Annotated in this window: 17 protein-coding genes and 1 pseudogene; 10 read left to right on the top strand and 8 right to left on the bottom strand. The window is 62.7% G+C overall.

Annotation, left to right across the window (positions count from 1 at the left end):
• Positions 1 to 55 precede the first annotated feature (55 nt).
• Positions 56 to 1,072 carry a 4-hydroxy-3-methylbut-2-enyl diphosphate reductase gene (locus tag BLU88_RS13425; protein WP_092014887.1) on the top strand — a complete coding sequence of 339 codons (1,017 nt, stop codon included), beginning with the start codon at positions 56 to 58 and terminating at the stop codon, positions 1,070 to 1,072.
• 6 nt (positions 1,073 to 1,078) lie between these two features.
• On the opposite strand, the gene BLU88_RS13420 is transcribed toward BLU88_RS13425, so the two are convergent.
• Positions 1,079 to 2,275, bottom strand: a complete 1,197-nt coding sequence (locus BLU88_RS13420; protein ID WP_092014885.1) for a DNA recombination protein RmuC — start codon at positions 2,273 to 2,275, stop codon at positions 1,079 to 1,081.
• Positions 2,276 to 2,347: 72 nt separating this feature from the next.
• Between BLU88_RS13420 and ychF the strand changes: the two are divergent.
• Positions 2,348 to 3,432: pseudogene (gene ychF, locus BLU88_RS13415) on the top strand (redox-regulated ATPase YchF).
• A gap of 273 nt (positions 3,433 to 3,705) precedes the next feature.
• On the opposite strand, the gene BLU88_RS13410 reads toward ychF, so the two are convergent.
• Positions 3,706 to 4,053 carry a VOC family protein gene (locus tag BLU88_RS13410; protein WP_092014883.1) on the bottom strand — a complete coding sequence of 116 codons (348 nt, stop codon included), beginning with the start codon at positions 4,051 to 4,053 and terminating at the stop codon, positions 3,706 to 3,708.
• A gap of 227 nt (positions 4,054 to 4,280) precedes the next feature.
• Between BLU88_RS13410 and BLU88_RS13405 the strand changes: the two genes are divergently transcribed.
• Positions 4,281 to 5,510: an alpha/beta hydrolase gene (locus tag BLU88_RS13405; protein WP_092014880.1), complete on the top strand. Its 1,230-nt coding sequence runs from the start codon at positions 4,281 to 4,283 to the stop codon at positions 5,508 to 5,510.
• Between the two features lie 103 nt (positions 5,511 to 5,613).
• Positions 5,614 to 6,054: a YtoQ family protein gene (locus tag BLU88_RS13400; protein WP_092014877.1), complete on the top strand. Its 441-nt coding sequence runs from the start codon at positions 5,614 to 5,616 to the stop codon at positions 6,052 to 6,054.
• A gap of 75 nt (positions 6,055 to 6,129) precedes the next feature.
• On the opposite strand, the gene BLU88_RS13395 is transcribed toward BLU88_RS13400, so the two are convergent.
• A complete protein-coding gene (locus BLU88_RS13395; protein ID WP_092014874.1) occupies positions 6,130 to 6,603 on the bottom strand; it encodes a phage tail protein in 474 nt (157 codons plus the stop codon).
• A gap of 37 nt (positions 6,604 to 6,640) precedes the next feature.
• Between BLU88_RS13395 and BLU88_RS13390 the strand changes: the two genes are divergently transcribed.
• The 4 genes from BLU88_RS13390 to BLU88_RS13375 all read left to right on the top strand — a co-directional run bounded on the left by BLU88_RS13390 (position 6,641) and on the right by BLU88_RS13375 (position 9,193).
• Entirely contained in the window at positions 6,641 to 7,138 is a 498-nt protein-coding gene (locus tag BLU88_RS13390) for a nucleoside deaminase (protein WP_092014871.1), read from the top strand.
• Between the two features lie 90 nt (positions 7,139 to 7,228).
• Complete coding sequence (locus tag BLU88_RS13385; RefSeq protein WP_092014868.1) at positions 7,229 to 8,200, top strand: alpha/beta fold hydrolase; 972 nt, start codon at positions 7,229 to 7,231, stop codon at positions 8,198 to 8,200.
• 34 nt (positions 8,201 to 8,234) lie between these two features.
• The gene (locus tag BLU88_RS13380) at positions 8,235 to 8,762 is read left to right on the top strand and encodes a GNAT family N-acetyltransferase (protein ID WP_231939410.1); all 528 of its coding nucleotides are present in this window, start codon (positions 8,235 to 8,237) and stop codon (positions 8,760 to 8,762) included.
• Positions 8,759 to 9,193, top strand: coding sequence for a hypothetical protein (locus BLU88_RS13375; RefSeq protein ID WP_157689115.1), 435 nt, complete (start codon positions 8,759 to 8,761; stop codon positions 9,191 to 9,193). Before BLU88_RS13380 ends, BLU88_RS13375 begins: the two co-directional genes overlap by 4 nt.
• 6 nt (positions 9,194 to 9,199) lie before the next feature.
• On the opposite strand, the gene BLU88_RS13370 is transcribed toward BLU88_RS13375, so the two are convergent.
• The 4 genes from BLU88_RS13370 to BLU88_RS13355 form a co-directional block, all read right to left on the bottom strand.
• Complete coding sequence (locus BLU88_RS13370; RefSeq protein WP_331712475.1) at positions 9,200 to 9,565, bottom strand: aspartate/tyrosine/aromatic aminotransferase; 366 nt, start codon at positions 9,563 to 9,565, stop codon at positions 9,200 to 9,202.
• Between the two features lie 173 nt (positions 9,566 to 9,738).
• Positions 9,739 to 10,182, bottom strand: a complete 444-nt coding sequence (arfB, locus tag BLU88_RS13365) for an alternative ribosome rescue aminoacyl-tRNA hydrolase ArfB (RefSeq protein WP_092014858.1) — start codon at positions 10,180 to 10,182, stop codon at positions 9,739 to 9,741.
• Between the two features lies 1 nt (position 10,183).
• A complete protein-coding gene (locus BLU88_RS13360; RefSeq protein WP_092014855.1) occupies positions 10,184 to 10,789 on the bottom strand; it encodes a 1-acyl-sn-glycerol-3-phosphate acyltransferase in 606 nt (201 codons plus the stop codon).
• A gap of 33 nt (positions 10,790 to 10,822) precedes the next feature.
• Complete coding sequence (locus BLU88_RS13355) at positions 10,823 to 11,404, bottom strand: hypothetical protein (RefSeq protein ID WP_092014852.1); 582 nt, start codon at positions 11,402 to 11,404, stop codon at positions 10,823 to 10,825.
• A gap of 87 nt (positions 11,405 to 11,491) precedes the next feature.
• Between BLU88_RS13355 and BLU88_RS13350 the strand changes: the two genes are divergently transcribed.
• Positions 11,492 to 12,178 carry an SDR family oxidoreductase gene (locus BLU88_RS13350; RefSeq protein ID WP_092014850.1) on the top strand — a complete coding sequence of 229 codons (687 nt, stop codon included), beginning with the start codon at positions 11,492 to 11,494 and terminating at the stop codon, positions 12,176 to 12,178.
• A 114-nt stretch (positions 12,179 to 12,292) separates the two neighbouring features.
• Here the strand turns inward: BLU88_RS13350 and BLU88_RS13345 are convergent, their stop codons facing one another.
• Positions 12,293 to 12,931, bottom strand: a complete 639-nt coding sequence (locus BLU88_RS13345; RefSeq protein WP_092014848.1) for a dihydrofolate reductase family protein — start codon at positions 12,929 to 12,931, stop codon at positions 12,293 to 12,295.
• A gap of 119 nt (positions 12,932 to 13,050) precedes the next feature.
• Here BLU88_RS13345 and BLU88_RS13340 point away from each other — a divergent pair, with 119 nt between their 5' ends.
• Positions 13,051 to 13,542 carry a winged helix-turn-helix transcriptional regulator gene (locus BLU88_RS13340; protein WP_092014846.1) on the top strand — a complete coding sequence of 164 codons (492 nt, stop codon included), beginning with the start codon at positions 13,051 to 13,053 and terminating at the stop codon, positions 13,540 to 13,542.
• The last annotated feature ends 166 nt before the right edge of the window (positions 13,543 to 13,708 follow it).

Genomic DNA, 13,708 nt, shown 5'->3' with positions numbered 1-13,708 from the left:
CACGGACGCAGCCCATTCCTGGCCGTCGTCGATGTCTCCGGCTTAGACTGAACGGGTGACTGTCGTTTCAGTACCTGCCCCGACCATTCCTCGCCGGCGTTTGGCCCCTGGCGAGATCCGCACTCCGGTCAATGCCGACAAGAGAGTGCTGCTGGCCGCGCCGCGCGGCTATTGTGCCGGTGTCGACCGGGCCGTCATCGCCGTCGAACGAGCCCTCGAACACTACGGTGCACCGATCTATGTCCGCAAGGAGATCGTGCACAATCGGCACGTCGTCGAGACCCTGTCCGAACGCGGAGCTGTATTCGTCGATGACACCGCTGAGGTGCCGGAGGGCGCTCGCGTCGTGTTCTCCGCCCACGGAGTCTCACCGGCCGTGCACACCGAGGCCGCTGAGCGTTCGCTGTCGACGATCGATGCGACTTGTCCGCTGGTCACCAAAGTCCACAAGGAAGCCATCCGATTCGCTCGGGACGGCTTCCGCATCTTCCTCGTCGGCCATGCCGGACACGAAGAAGTCGAAGGCACCATGGGAGAAGCGCCGGACCATATCACTCTGGTGCAGAGTCCCGAAGAAGCTCGGATCATCGAGGTGCCTGATGCCGAGAAGCTGGTGTGGATCTCGCAGACGACGTTGAGCGTGGACGAGACGATGGAGACCGTCGAGATCCTGCGTGAGCGCTTCCCGCAGTTGCAGAATCCACCCAGCGATGACATCTGCTACGCCACACAGAACCGGCAGGTCGCCGTGAAGAAGATCGGGCCCGAAGCGGATCTCGTCATCGTCGTCGGGTCGGCGAACTCCTCGAACTCCGTCCGCCTCGTCGAAGTCGCACTCGAACACGGAGCGAAGACGGCCCACCGGATCGATTTCGCTCGTGAGATCGATGAGACTTGGTTCCACGACGTCGCCACCGTCGGTGTCACCTCGGGCGCGAGCGTTCCCGAAAACCTTGTCCAGGACGTGCTGCAGCTGCTGGCCGACTACGGGTTCGACACGGTCGAAGAAGTCATCACCGCCGAAGAAGATCTCATCTTCTCCCTGCCGAAGGAACTGAGAAAGCTCGGCTGATGATCCTCAGCTCGTCCCCGTCTGCCGATCGCGCAGACGAGTCGGACCGCGATCATCAAAATCGATGGTCCTCGGTCGGCTGAGTTCCTCGGCGCTGATGCCCCGAGAACGGGTATCGAGTTCGGCCACTGCATCGAGTTCGTCGGCTGCGATCCCGGTCGATGGGAACTTTCTGGCAGTGACGAGGAACCGGGACTCCAGGGACGAGACGAACCTGTTGTAGTCGTCGACGGACCGGTCCAGACTGGCTCCCATCCGTGACACGTGAGTCACCAATGTGCCAATGCGTTCGTAGAGTTCCGTGCCCAGCCGCAGCACTTCGGCCGCTGAGGTCGACATATCGGCCTGCCGCCAGTTGAGGGCAATGGTCTTCAGCAGCACCAGAAGTGTCGCCGGTGAGGCGAGGACGACGTTCTTGCCCAAGGCATGGTCGATCATCTTCGGGTAACTCGCCGCAGCTGCGGAGAGCAGTCCGTCGGTAGGGACGAAGCAGACGACGAAGTCGGGGGAGGAGTCGAATGCCTTCCAGTACTCCTTCGACGCCAGAGCATCGACGTGTCGCAGCAGCGCACGGGCATGATCGTGACCATCTGTGCCCGAGTCGGAAGCCTCGCCAGAGTCCCCGTTCATCCGTGCTGACAGCGGAGTCTTCGCATCGATGACGATCGTGCCGCCTCCGGGCAGATGGACGACCATATCGGGGCGGTGGCGCTTGCCGTCCCGGTCGGCACTGACTTGGGTGTCGAAGTCGACGTGGGGGAGGAGGCCGGCATATTCGACGATGCGTTTGAGCTGGACCTCGCCCCAGTCTCCGCGGTGCGTCGTCGAGTTCAATGCGTTGGCCAGTGATCCGGTGGATTCCTGGAGCCGGAGGTTCTGTTGGCTGAGGTGCCCGATTTGGGAGTTCAGGCGGGTGATCTGTTCGATCTGAGTGCGGTCCTGAGTCTGCAGATTCTCCTGCAGACTCTTCACACTGGCGGCCAAGGGTCCGATGGCTGCGGTGATCTCCCCGGCCATCTGCGCATCAGCCTCGAGGTCTTCCGTGCGCTGGTACAGGATGCGTGACGTGGTTTCTGCGCGGGTGAGTCTCTCGAGGTAGCGGGACCGTGTGAGAGTGCGCCCGAGGAGGAATCCGAGCGTGGCGGCGAGGATGATCGCCACGGTGAAGGCGATGATGACTGCGGATGCGGGGAAAGCATTCATGGTTACAGGGTGACAGAGGGCACTGACACGAGAATTCGAGGACCACCTCGGCGACGGCTAGACTTGGATACCGTGGCTTTGACAATTGGAATCGTGGGACTGCCCAACGTCGGCAAGTCGACCATGTTTAACGCACTGACCAAGAACCAAGTTCTCGCGGCGAACTACCCGTTCGCGACGATCGAACCGAACGTGGGCGTGGTCCCTCTGCCGGACGAGCGTCTGACGCGACTGTCGGAGATCTTCTCCTCCGAGCGCATCCTCAATGCCACCGTCGACTTCGTTGACATCGCCGGAATCGTGCGCGGTGCTTCCGAGGGCGAAGGCCTGGGCAACCAGTTCCTCGCCAACATCCGCGAAGCCGATGCCATCTGCCAGGTGATCCGTGGATTCGTCGACGACGACGTCGTCCACGTCGACGGAAAGATCAGCCCTGCTGATGACATCGACACGATCAACACAGAGCTCATCCTCGCCGACCTCCAGACTCTGGAGAAGGCGCGGCCGCGGATCGAGAAGGAGGTCAAGGGCAAGCGCGCCCCGGCCGAGCAGCTGACCGCGATCGACGCCGCCACTGAGATCCTCGAGGGCGGGCGGACGCTGTACCAGGCGATGCAGGCCGACAAGTTTGACGTCAGCGCCCTGCGTGAACTGCAGCTGATGACGGTCAAGCCATTCCTATACGTGTTCAACGTCGATGACGAAGTGCTCGCCGACGAGGACAAGAAGAACGAGATGCGAGCCCTCGTGGCACCCGTCGAAGCCATCTTCCTCGACGCGAAGTTCGAGTCCGAACTCGCCGAGCTCGACGAGGAGGAAGCTCGGGAGATGCTCGAATCGACCGGTCAGGAGGAGAGCGGACTCGACCAGCTCGCCCGTGTCGGCTTCGACACCCTCGGTCTGCAGACCTACCTGACTGCGGGGCCCAAGGAATCCCGTGCGTGGACGATTCCGAAGGGTGCCACCGCCCCGAGGCGGCCGGAGTCATCCATACCGACTTCCAGAAGGGCTTCATCAAGGCCGAAATCGTATCGTTCGACGATCTCGACGCGAACGGTTCGATGGCTGCTGCGAAGTCCGCCGGCAAGGTCCGGATGGAAGGCAAGGACTACATCATGGTCGACGGCGACGTCGTGGAGTTCCGGTTTAACGTCTAGCGTTATTGACACGCTTCGATATGTGCTGGACTCGTGATCAGATCGTTCGGCAGCAAGGACACCGAGCGCATCTGGCATTTAAGCCTGCATGACCGTCGAGACCAGATCCCTGCTTCGGCAGATCCTGTTGTTGGCGTGAGCTGCACCGGAGTTGTACCTAATTGAATTGCCTGTAGATCCGACTGCGCTTTTCCTCGGGTGTTGGTGGAAGCTAGGCAGTGCAGCATCGCTGCGCCGCACGCGATGACCCTGTTGACTGGCCCGTGTGGCGACTCAGGGCCTGACCGGGCACCCAGGGTAGCGGTTGAAGTCTGGCACAGCGCAGTGGAGTTCCTTATCAAAGTGTGACCGGTATTGAGGAAGAGGCTTGGTCACCTGACGTTCTGTACGACCTGAACCAGATGCCCCGTCAAGGTCCTCGACCCACGCGATGAGCAGCCGGTCGAACCATGGTTCTGGTGGCTTGACCGGCCTTGCTCCGAGCTCGATGAGGCGCTCATAACCGGCGGACACGTCGTCCGTCCAGAGGATCACCGCCGCATGTTGGCCGTCGGCGACAGGTTCGAGTCCATGGTCGTCGCGGGTGAACAGCACAATCTGAGGCGTGCGAAAGAGCGACATGTCGCTACATTGCCAACGTGCTGCTGACGTCGTCAAGGATAAGAGGGAACGCCCGGGGCGAAACGGGGGCCGCCTTCGAGACCCCGACTAGGCGCTGCGCTCGATTCATCAAGGTCGTGAGAATCGGACTGCGTTAGAGTGACCCCTGGCGTCGGCACGTGGCCGCAGCCAAGGGACCTGCCGCAGAGGGATTCTCAACCCGAGAGGTCGAAAGTCGAGGACCGAAGATGACAGGCAACAAGAGTTCGCTACGGCACTCGGTGCCGCAGTCTGTCGCCAAGACGGTTCGCGCAGCAGGCCTGATCCTCGCACTCGTGCTTGGAGTGATCGCTGCGGTCATCGGCCTCGCTTCGCTTATTCCCGGGCTTGGTCCGCTCAGCTCGCTCGCGGCTCGGTGGGCGCCTACCGTGGCTCCGCCGACGGCCCTTGTGGGATTAATCGTGTTCGTGATCGGAATCGCCGCGGTACGCAGGGGAATCCGACGAGGCGGAATAGCCACCACAGTATTCGGCGGGGTCGCCGCCGTCACGAACGTCGCGGTCATCATCGTTCTCGTCGGTGCCATCTCGGCTGCGGGCGGCTCGGTGAACCTTTTTACTGCCACGTTCGGTCTCTCTGCAATCGACTCGGCGTCGCCTGATCGTCAAGAGGTGTACGACAAGTCGACCTCCGGTGACGACCTTTCCGTATCGATCTACGAGCCGAAGGAGGCGAAGGGTCCGGCTCCGACGATCATGTACGTCCACGGCGGCGGATGGATCGCCGGCGAACCGAACGCAGCGAGTTCAGAGCTCCGCGAACTCGCTGATCACGGCTACCTCGTCGTATCGGTCGAATACGAACTCGCCACCTTGGATAACGCGACCTGGCAGAGCGCGCCTTCGCAGGTCGCGTGTGCGGCAAGCTGGATTCAGACCCATGCAGACGGGCTCGGCGCAGATATGGACCGATTGGCGTTCTGGGGCGAGAGTTCGGGAAGCAACATGGTTGCCAACACCGCCGGTGCCGCAGCGCAAGGCACCGCCGAGTCGTCATGCGGAGGGAAGGTCCCGGTTCCGGAGGCGGTCATTGCAGATTACCCCGCGTTCGATGTGACCGGCCTCTACGAGAACGCTCCGACCGGGCCAGGTGCGGGAACCGGAACGCGCTTGTTTGCGACCAGCTATACGGGCGGCACACCCGAAGAATACCCGAAACGTTACGCATCCGCCGATTCCGTCACACATCTCGAAGCACCCGCGCCGCCAGTGCTCATGATGACAGCAATGCGCGATGACGTCATCACCCCGGTCGACCAGCTGACATGGGCGGAATCGGCCCGAAGTCGTGGAGTTGACGTCCAGACAGTGCGGATTCCTCTCGCGAATCACGCCTATACGCAGAAGGCGAAGAACTCCATCGGCAGCCAGGGGCATCTGAGCATCGCAGAGGCTTACCTATCCGAACGTTTTCGCTGACCTCGGCTTCCAGTGAGAGCCCGACGACTACCTCCAATTGGCTATGGTGGTTCTGAAAGGGCCGTGGCGGCCCTCCGCTTAGTGGAATCAGGAGTATTCGATCATGAGCTTCAATGTCTATCTGTCCGGTGAGATCCACACCGATTGGCGTGAGGAGATCAAAAACGGCGCCGAGGCGGCCGGGCTCGACATCGAGTTCACCGCACCGGTAACCGATCACCCCGCCAGCGATGCCGCCGGTGACCACCTCGGCGAGAACGACAGCTCCTTCTGGCGCGATCACCAGTCGTCGAAGGTCAATGCCATCCGTACCCGCACCCTGATTGAGAAGGCCGACATGGTCGTCGTGCGCTTCGGTGACAAGTACAAGCAGTGGAACGCAGCTTTCGACGCAGGCTACTGCGCAGCACTCGGCAGGCCCTACGTGACCCTCCACGATGCCGACATCATTCATCCGCTCAAAGAGGTCGATGCCGAAGCCAAGGCTTGGTGCCAGACGACCGATCAGGTGGTTGAAACCCTGAAGTACATCCTCAGAGACTGAAATCGATGAGCTGAGGCCGCGAACGACCACATATGGAGTGGTCGTTCGCGGCCTCAGCCCTTGCACGGTGTGACCCTACGGCAGAGGATGATCTCCCCTGATCTTGAAGAAGGACCCGCGGGTCTCTCCCGCGAGCTTTGATTTCTGCCGTGCGAACTTGAACGCCGACAGTTGGGCAGGCACCTCCATGCCTTCGGAGAGTTTGAAACCGACGGCGCGTTTGCCATCTTCGGCGCGGGTCCACAGCACGTTGATCGCCAGCCCTGACCGATAGAACACGTGCACCCAGTAGATGCCGTCGACGTCATTGATGCTGACTTCGAGTGCCGGCGAGGTCGGAACGATCTCACGTTCGGATTCGAGGATCTCTTCGACCCAGTCCAGAAAGTCCTGTGCCTCGACGGCCGGGGCCACGGTGAACATGTGCTTGTACTCATTGGAGAAATACCGCGCTTCGTCGGCACGCAGGCCCGTCAGCGCCTCGGCGACGGAGGAGGACTCGAGTCCTGCGACGGTGACTTCAGTGAATGACACGGCTTCGAACGGCATGGATCAAAGATATGCCCGATGTGATTGGATGAGGAGCATGGAACCTCAACTTGATCTCAATGATGATGACCGCAGATTCCTCACCCGTTGCGTCGACCTGGCTCGCGAAGCCCTTGACGCGGGAGACGAACCCTTCGGGTCCGTGCTCGTCGACGCCGATGGTCGCGAACTCTTCGCCGACCGCAACCGGGTGGCCGGCGGCGACCACACCCGCCACCCCGAATTCGCCATCGCCCGCTGGGCGGCCGAAAAACTCGCACCCGAGCAGCGAGTCGAATCTGTCGTCTTCACCTCTGGCGAGCATTGTCCGATGTGCTCGGCGGCGCACGCTTGGGTGGGCCTCGGCCGCATCGTCTACGCCAGCAGCAGTCAGCAGCTGAGCTCTTGGCACAAGGACTGGGGTCTGACTACCGGTCCCGTTCTGCCGCTCCCGATTCACGACGTGGCTCCTGGCATCGAAGTCGCCGGTCCCGATCCGGAACTGAGCACTCAGGTGCGGGATCTGCATGCCCGACTGCACGGAGTCGATGCCTGAGGTTCGCGGTACAGTATCGACAACTCAGCGATTGTTATGTCCGCACCGAACTCACGGTGCAGGCAGCGACACTGACAAAGGAGTCCCGCCTTGGCTCTGCACGAAATCACGTTCCCCTCAAGCAACGATCGCGACACCATTCAGGGGTGGCTCTACACGCCCTCCGCAGAACCGGCAGCCATCGTCCACATCATCCACGGCCTCGGTGAACATTCCCGCCGCTACCTTCACCTCATCAGCACCTTGGTCGACGCAGGATTCGCCGTCGTCGCCGACGATCATGCCGGCCATGGTCGTACAGCCATGGAATCCGGCATCTGGGCCGACGCCGGGGATGAGGCGGCCCGCGTCATCGTCGACGATGAGCTGACCCTGCAGGCGAAAGCTCGGTCATTCCTGCCCGGGCTGCCCTATATCGTCTTCGGCCACAGCTGGGGATCGATCATCGCCCGTGCCATGGCCTCCCGTCCGGAATCCGAACTCACCGGACTGGGACTGTGCGGAATCGCCGCCCAATGGCAGGGGATCGAGCAGGTCATCGACCGTAGGGAACTCGCCGAGGCAGCCACAGGCGACCACCGTGCGGATCCCGCGGCGGGCCACCTCGTCGATCAGTTCTTCGATGGGTTCCTCGACCGCTGCGGTCCCGGTGCGGGACCCACCGCCTGGGTTGCCCTCGACGAGGCGGTCGTCGCTGATCACGGCCGTGACCCATTCAATAATTTCGGTGCCCCGATGAGCGCGCGATTCCTGCAGGGCTTCGTCGACCTCTACGACGAGGCCAATGCCGATTCCTGGTATGCGGCAATCCCCAGCGATCTGCCGGTGCTCATCCTCGCCGGTGACCAGGACCCGGTCGCGAACTACGGCGAAGGCGCCTACCACGTAGCCAACAGACTGCGGGAGACCGGTCACGTCGATGTGCGCACACGGATCTTCCCCGGAGTCCGACACGAAGTCCACAATGAACCGACGACCCGCGCCGAGGCGGAAGCGGAGATCGTCGAATTCGTCGCCGGCGCCATCAACCGGCCGAGGCCCGTTCAATCGAACGAGGGCTGAATCCGTGAACTCGGCAGAGAACCCGAACCACATCGTGAACTGGCCACAGGCGACGTCCATCGTCACCGACAGGCTTCTGCTTGAACCACTCGAGGTCCATCATGCGACGGAGATGGTGGAGACACTGTCCTCGCCCGACCTGTACACCTACATCGGTGGGACAAGCCCGAGTCTGCCCGAACTCGAACGACTCTACGCTCTGCAGTTAGCAGGCGCTTCACCCACCGGTGACGCCGGCTGGCTGAATTGGATCGTCCGGGAGGCAAACCGGTCCACCGCGATCGGATATGTGCAGGCCACCGTCACGATGGCTGACACTCGGAACCAGGCGGATATCGCCTGGGTCATCGGGGCCGACCACCAACGACGGGGATTCGCCACCGAGGCAGCTCGAGCCATGATCGCATGGTTGGCGGATCGCCAAGTGACCGAGTTGCGTGCGGCAATCCATCCGGGCAACGAATCCTCCAACCGAGTTGCCGAACGGCTCGGAATGAACCGACCCGACGCCATCGACGACGGTGAAGTCATCTGGCATGCAGAGTTGCAGACGGGAAGATGAACATGCACGTCCCGATCGTGACGGACCTGCCGGAAGGCATCGACACGCTCGGGTCCTGGCAGCACGAGGGGTTGCCAGTTCAAGTTCATCCCGGCAACCTCGGTTGGTATCAGTGCTTCGGCTCGCAAGCGCTCGCCTCCGCGCTGCGTGTATGGGCGCATGACGGGTATGCCCTCACGGAAGCGGGGTGGACACCCGACGAACTGTGGACCGTCCTGCACCGCAGATTAGCTGGTCTCGTCCCATCGACCTCATTGAGGCTCGAGGCTGTCGCAGAGGACGACATCGCCGACCGGATCAGCGTTGAAGCCACCGCTATCCCCAGTTCGTCACTGACAATCGAGCGATGGGCGGCGACGGCCGCAGTCGCCGCCTACCGTGCGGCCGGGATGAGCGTCCTCGACGAGGTCACGGACTTCTGTCGTCCCTGAATTGCCTCAGGCTGGTGCGCCGGCGATGAACGCGGCCTGCGCTACGTGCTGGATCGCATCATCGATGATCGAGACCATGCGCACCCCGCGAGTGACGGCCGGCGTCCAGTTCTCATCGATGATCTCGTCGAAATCATCCTCGGACAGCGCCTCCAGGTACCCGGTGAACGCGTTCAACGTGGCTTCGAGGTAGTCGACGAGCAGCTGCTGGTCGTCCACGCGGATCTGCGCCGTCTGTTCAGGCGTATGGCCGAGTCCGAAGCCATCGCCGGCCTCGCCGAGGCCGAAGCGGTCACGGAAGTCCTCCCACTGCTGGGGGCGTCCGGTGAGGTCGGAGAGCTGCACGTCGATCTCGCGGCCGCTGTGCCACAGCAGCCAGGCGACGGAATTCGGATGACCGCCGAGGTGGCTGTTGAGTTCCTCGGGGAGAGATCGGGCAGTGCCTGAGCCGCTTGGAGGGGACGCTGGGACAGATCGGTGAGAATCTCAATGCTGTTCATGTCGCCCATTGTGCTCTTCGCGACCACGTCTGTCACCACCGGTGGTCAGTCGAGACGAGGCCGGCGGCGGTTGCGTTTGATCTCCGACCGTCGTTGTTCGGACTTGACCCGCCGGCGCCGGGAATTTCGGGACGGCTTTGTGGCTCGTCTCTGCACTTGCGGGGCCAATGACTCTCGCAGCAGCTGTGCCAGACGCATGCGCGCGTCCTGGCGATTCTTCAGCTGCGACCGCTGTTTCGCCGCGGTCACCGTGACCACTGTGCCCGACAGGCGAGGGGCCAATCGATTGAGGACCCGCTCGCGCTGAGGCTCCGTGAGGAAGCTCGCCGCAGCCAGGTCGAGGCTCAGCTGCACTCGCGAATCAGAGGTGTTGACGTGTTGACCGCCTGGGCCCGACGACCGAGAGAACTGTTCTGAGAGTTCGGATGCGGGGACGACCAGTCCGGCAGGGATCCCCGGTCCGGCGGGGACACTCAGATCACCGTCCATCTCAGCCCTGCTCCACTTCGCCTTCGCGATCGTCACCTGCGGCGTCTTCTTCGCGCAGCTTCGGCGTGATCTGCAGGTGCGGACGGATGCCGTGCTTGTCGGCGTAGAAGTCGCGGATCCGATCCATGTCGCTGACAAAGTCATCGGTCATCTCCAAGGTCGGCCCCAGTCCGGTCGTCCGGGTGGCCGAGTCCACGTAACCCAAGGTCACAGGCATGCCCGTCTGTCGGGCGATGCGATGGAAACCCGATTTCCAGTGAGTGTGTCCACTGCGGGTTCCATCAGGGGTGATGACGAGCGCGAATACTTCTCCTTCACGCATGCGGCCGACAATCTCGTCGACGATCCTGCTCGGATCCGACCGGTCGACGGGTATCCCGCCGAGCCCGCGCATGATCGGCCCACGCCATCCGGTGAAGAGCGAATGCTTGCCCAGCCAATGGACGTCGACGCGCAAGTGCCACGCGATCGCGAGCATCACGACGAAGTCCCAGTTCGAGGTGTGCGGTGCCCCGACCAAGATGGTCGGACGATTCGGGGCAGGTTCGGTGACGAGCTTCCACTTGCTGAAGCTCCAGAACGCGCGGGCGAGGAGGCGACGGATCATGATCTCAACGTTAAGGCACGCGCATGTGCGGGCCTATCGGAGCTCATGGATGTGTCGTGCGAAACGGGAATGTGCGGCGCTCAGCACAGGGAAGAGTCGACGTGGGCTGAGAACGAGCCCGCTCTTGACGAGCAACCTCGGATTATGCCCGCGCCCGAGTCGGCGACGGCTCGCTTCCTCGGTGAGGATATACGCCGGGACCTTCGGGCCACGGCGTGCCGCCTTCTCGAACACGATCGTTTCGATATCCTGCCACGGCAGCAGCGTGTCGGACAGCACCTGATCGCGCCGGGCCGACGCGACGCCGACGGGGGAGAGGACGAGGGACTCGCGCCTGCGCATCCGCACGAACAGGCCGATCGGTGCGACGACGAGGCACCCGATGGTGCCGACGGCCAACGCCCACATGCGCAGATTGATGATGATCAGCCACGGGCTGCGCCCGTCCTCGATCGTGGCGTGGACGACGAGGATGAAGAAAGCGAGCAGGCCGATGCCGATGACGAGCACGGGGAGCATAAGGAGAAGGGAATGTCGGATCGACGAGGGGATGACGACCTGCTGTCCACGGTCGAGCCGACGGACGACGGCGGCAGGGGAGAGATCGTCGATCATGGCCACGAGAATACCGGTGGCAGGGAATAATCACGTCTCGCGCTTCGCTGTACCGAGCACCAAGCATCACCGGCAACGGAGGTAGATATGTCTGATTCAGCTCGTGTCGTCATTCTCGGCGGCCATGGAAAGATCGCACTCCTGGCAGCACCCAAGCTCAAGGCCGCAGGCTTCGCCGTCGATTCGGTGATCCGCAACCCCGACCAGTCCTCCGATATCGAAGCCGCGCAGGCTAACCCGGTCGTCCTCGACATCGAAAACGCTGACACTCAGGCGCTCGCCGATCTGTTCGCCGGTGCCCAAGCAGTCGTCTTCTCCGCCGGTGCCGGCGGCGGCAACCCGGCACGCACCAAGGCCGTCGACCTCGAAGCAGCCAAACGCTCGACCGACGCCGCCGGGCAGGCAGGCGTCAGGCGATTCGTCATGGTCTCGTATGCCAGCGCGAGCGTCGACCGCGACCGCGTCGACCCGGAGAGCTCCTTTTACCCCTACGTCGAGGCCAAGCACGGCGCAGACGAGCACCTTCGCGCCAGCGACCTCGACTTCACGATACTCGGACCTGGCGGTCTGACGCTCGAGCCCTCCGCCGGCAAGGTGCTCATCGCCGATGAGGCCGGCGACGTCGACGGTGACCGTCCGGCAGACGAGGTGCGGGTGACCTCCCGCGAACTCGTCGCCGATGTCATCACACACGTCATCGCCGAATCGGCAGCCGTGCGTCAGACCGTGAATTTCTACGACGGGCAAACCCCCATCGCCGAGGCGATCAGCTGAGCTGAAAATCCACGCGGGCACAGCCGTGTGCGAACCCGATGGTCTGTTTCCTCCGATCGGAGACAACAGGCCATAGGTCATTCCTGTGACTCCGGGGCGAGCCGTCGTTGAGGCTCAGGCCCTTCTATTCCACAACTGATGGGTCAGACCGCTTGCCGTGGTGAGACTCTCGATCGTGAAATCCTTCTCCAGCCCCTCGAGTCCTTCCCAGAGCCAGGCTCCGCGTCCGAGGGTGACCGGGACGATGACGAGGTGCATGAAGTCGACGAGGCCGGCCGCAAGGAACTGTCTGACCATCGAAGGACCGCCGCCGATGCGGACATTGCCGCCGTCAGCGGCGGCGGTCGCCTCGGCGAGGACGTCGGCCGGGGAAGCATCGACGAAGTGGAAGCTCGTGCCGTTGTCGAACTCGATCGGTTCCCGCGGATGATGAGTGAGCACGAAACACGGGGTCTTGAACGGCGGTTCCTCACCCCACCAGCCACGCCAGCCGTCGTCGGGCCACGGCCCCGTCTGAGGGCCGAACTTCTTCCGGCCCATGATTTCGGCGCCGATGCCCTGACCCCACATGGCGAACAAGGCCCGATCGGCGGTGATCGGAGCGTCGACCTTGTCCACGCCCTCGATACCGCGGCCGTCGAAGTAGGAGAACAGCGCTTGGGCTTCACCGATGGGCTGGTCGAAGGTGACGAACTCACCGGCGGCGAACCCGTCGAGGGAGATGAAGAGGTTGTTGACACACACTTTGGCCATGAGCACTCCAATGTGATGGTTAGCTGATGTCTGCAGTCGAACGGGTGGTGCCCGTTCCCGGGAAGTGGACCCAGTGTACGATCGAGTAGTTGTAGAATGCAATCACTGGAGGTGAGCCCATGCCTGCACAACCGCGTTCGGGATGTGCCATCAATGCCGCAGTCGAAGTGCTCGGTGACAACTGGTCGCTCATCGTCCTGCGTGACATCATCTTCGGCAATCGTCGGCACTTCCGAGAGCTGCTCACTTCCAACAACGAGGGCATTGCGTCGAACATGCTGTCCAGTCGTCTGAAGAAGCTCATCGACGAAGGGCTGCTGACCAAGGCGGAGGCCGCACGCGGGCAGAGGGCCGAATACTCCCTCACCGAGGCAGGCATCCAGACCCTGCCGGTCATGGTCGCCCTCGGAGTCTGGGGGATGACCCACCGGGAGACCTCACCTGAACTGACGATCCGCTCTCGACTCATGGCCGAAGATCCGCAGCTCGTCGCCGGCCTCATGGAGGAACTGAGGGAAACTCACCTCGGCGTTCCGCGCCCGAACCCTGATGCGCCGCGGGCCTCGCAGAAGCTGCAGGCTGCCTTCGAAGCGGAGACGGCCGGAAGCTGAGGCTTCTAGGAGCTGAGACTCCCGGAAGCTGAGTCTGCCGTCGACCCCAGGCGCGGCCCGTCCCGTTGGCCGGGGATCGCTGTGTTGCCGAGTTGAGGTCGCTTGGATGATTCTCTTGCCGCAGAGTGTGAGGTGTGGTTCCATGGAATGAGTGATTGCAAACTGC

This window comes from Brevibacterium siliguriense (assembly GCF_900105315.1).
In the GTDB taxonomy this organism is placed as follows: Bacteria; Actinomycetota; Actinomycetes; order Actinomycetales; family Brevibacteriaceae; genus Brevibacterium; species Brevibacterium siliguriense.
The sequence above is the reverse complement of the archived record's forward strand: the minus strand, read 5'-3'. Positions and strand labels throughout refer to the sequence as shown.

Coding starts and splice junctions, on each gene's coding strand:
- arfB (WP_092014858.1), bottom strand. CDS start 10,182: ATGGACGGTGATCTGAGTGTCCCCGCCGGACCGGGGATCCCTGCCGGA.
- BLU88_RS13340 (WP_092014846.1), top strand. CDS start 13,051: ATGCCTGCACAACCGCGTTCGGGATGTGCCATCAATGCCGCAGTCGAA.
- BLU88_RS13375 (WP_157689115.1), top strand. CDS start 8,759: ATGAACATGCACGTCCCGATCGTGACGGACCTGCCGGAAGGCATCGAC.
- BLU88_RS13420 (WP_092014885.1), bottom strand. CDS start 2,275: ATGAATGCTTTCCCCGCATCCGCAGTCATCATCGCCTTCACCGTGGCG.
- BLU88_RS13410 (WP_092014883.1), bottom strand. CDS start 4,053: ATGTCGCTCTTTCGCACGCCTCAGATTGTGCTGTTCACCCGCGACGAC.
- BLU88_RS13390 (WP_092014871.1), top strand. CDS start 6,641: ATGGAACCTCAACTTGATCTCAATGATGATGACCGCAGATTCCTCACC.
- BLU88_RS13360 (WP_092014855.1), bottom strand. CDS start 10,789: ATGATCCGTCGCCTCCTCGCCCGCGCGTTCTGGAGCTTCAGCAAGTGG.
- BLU88_RS13355 (WP_092014852.1), bottom strand. CDS start 11,404: ATGATCGACGATCTCTCCCCTGCCGCCGTCGTCCGTCGGCTCGACCGT.
- BLU88_RS13395 (WP_092014874.1), bottom strand. CDS start 6,603: ATGCCGTTCGAAGCCGTGTCATTCACTGAAGTCACCGTCGCAGGACTC.
- BLU88_RS13405 (WP_092014880.1), top strand. CDS start 4,281: ATGACAGGCAACAAGAGTTCGCTACGGCACTCGGTGCCGCAGTCTGTC.
- BLU88_RS13400 (WP_092014877.1), top strand. CDS start 5,614: ATGAGCTTCAATGTCTATCTGTCCGGTGAGATCCACACCGATTGGCGT.
- BLU88_RS13350 (WP_092014850.1), top strand. CDS start 11,492: ATGTCTGATTCAGCTCGTGTCGTCATTCTCGGCGGCCATGGAAAGATC.
- BLU88_RS13345 (WP_092014848.1), bottom strand. CDS start 12,931: ATGGCCAAAGTGTGTGTCAACAACCTCTTCATCTCCCTCGACGGGTTC.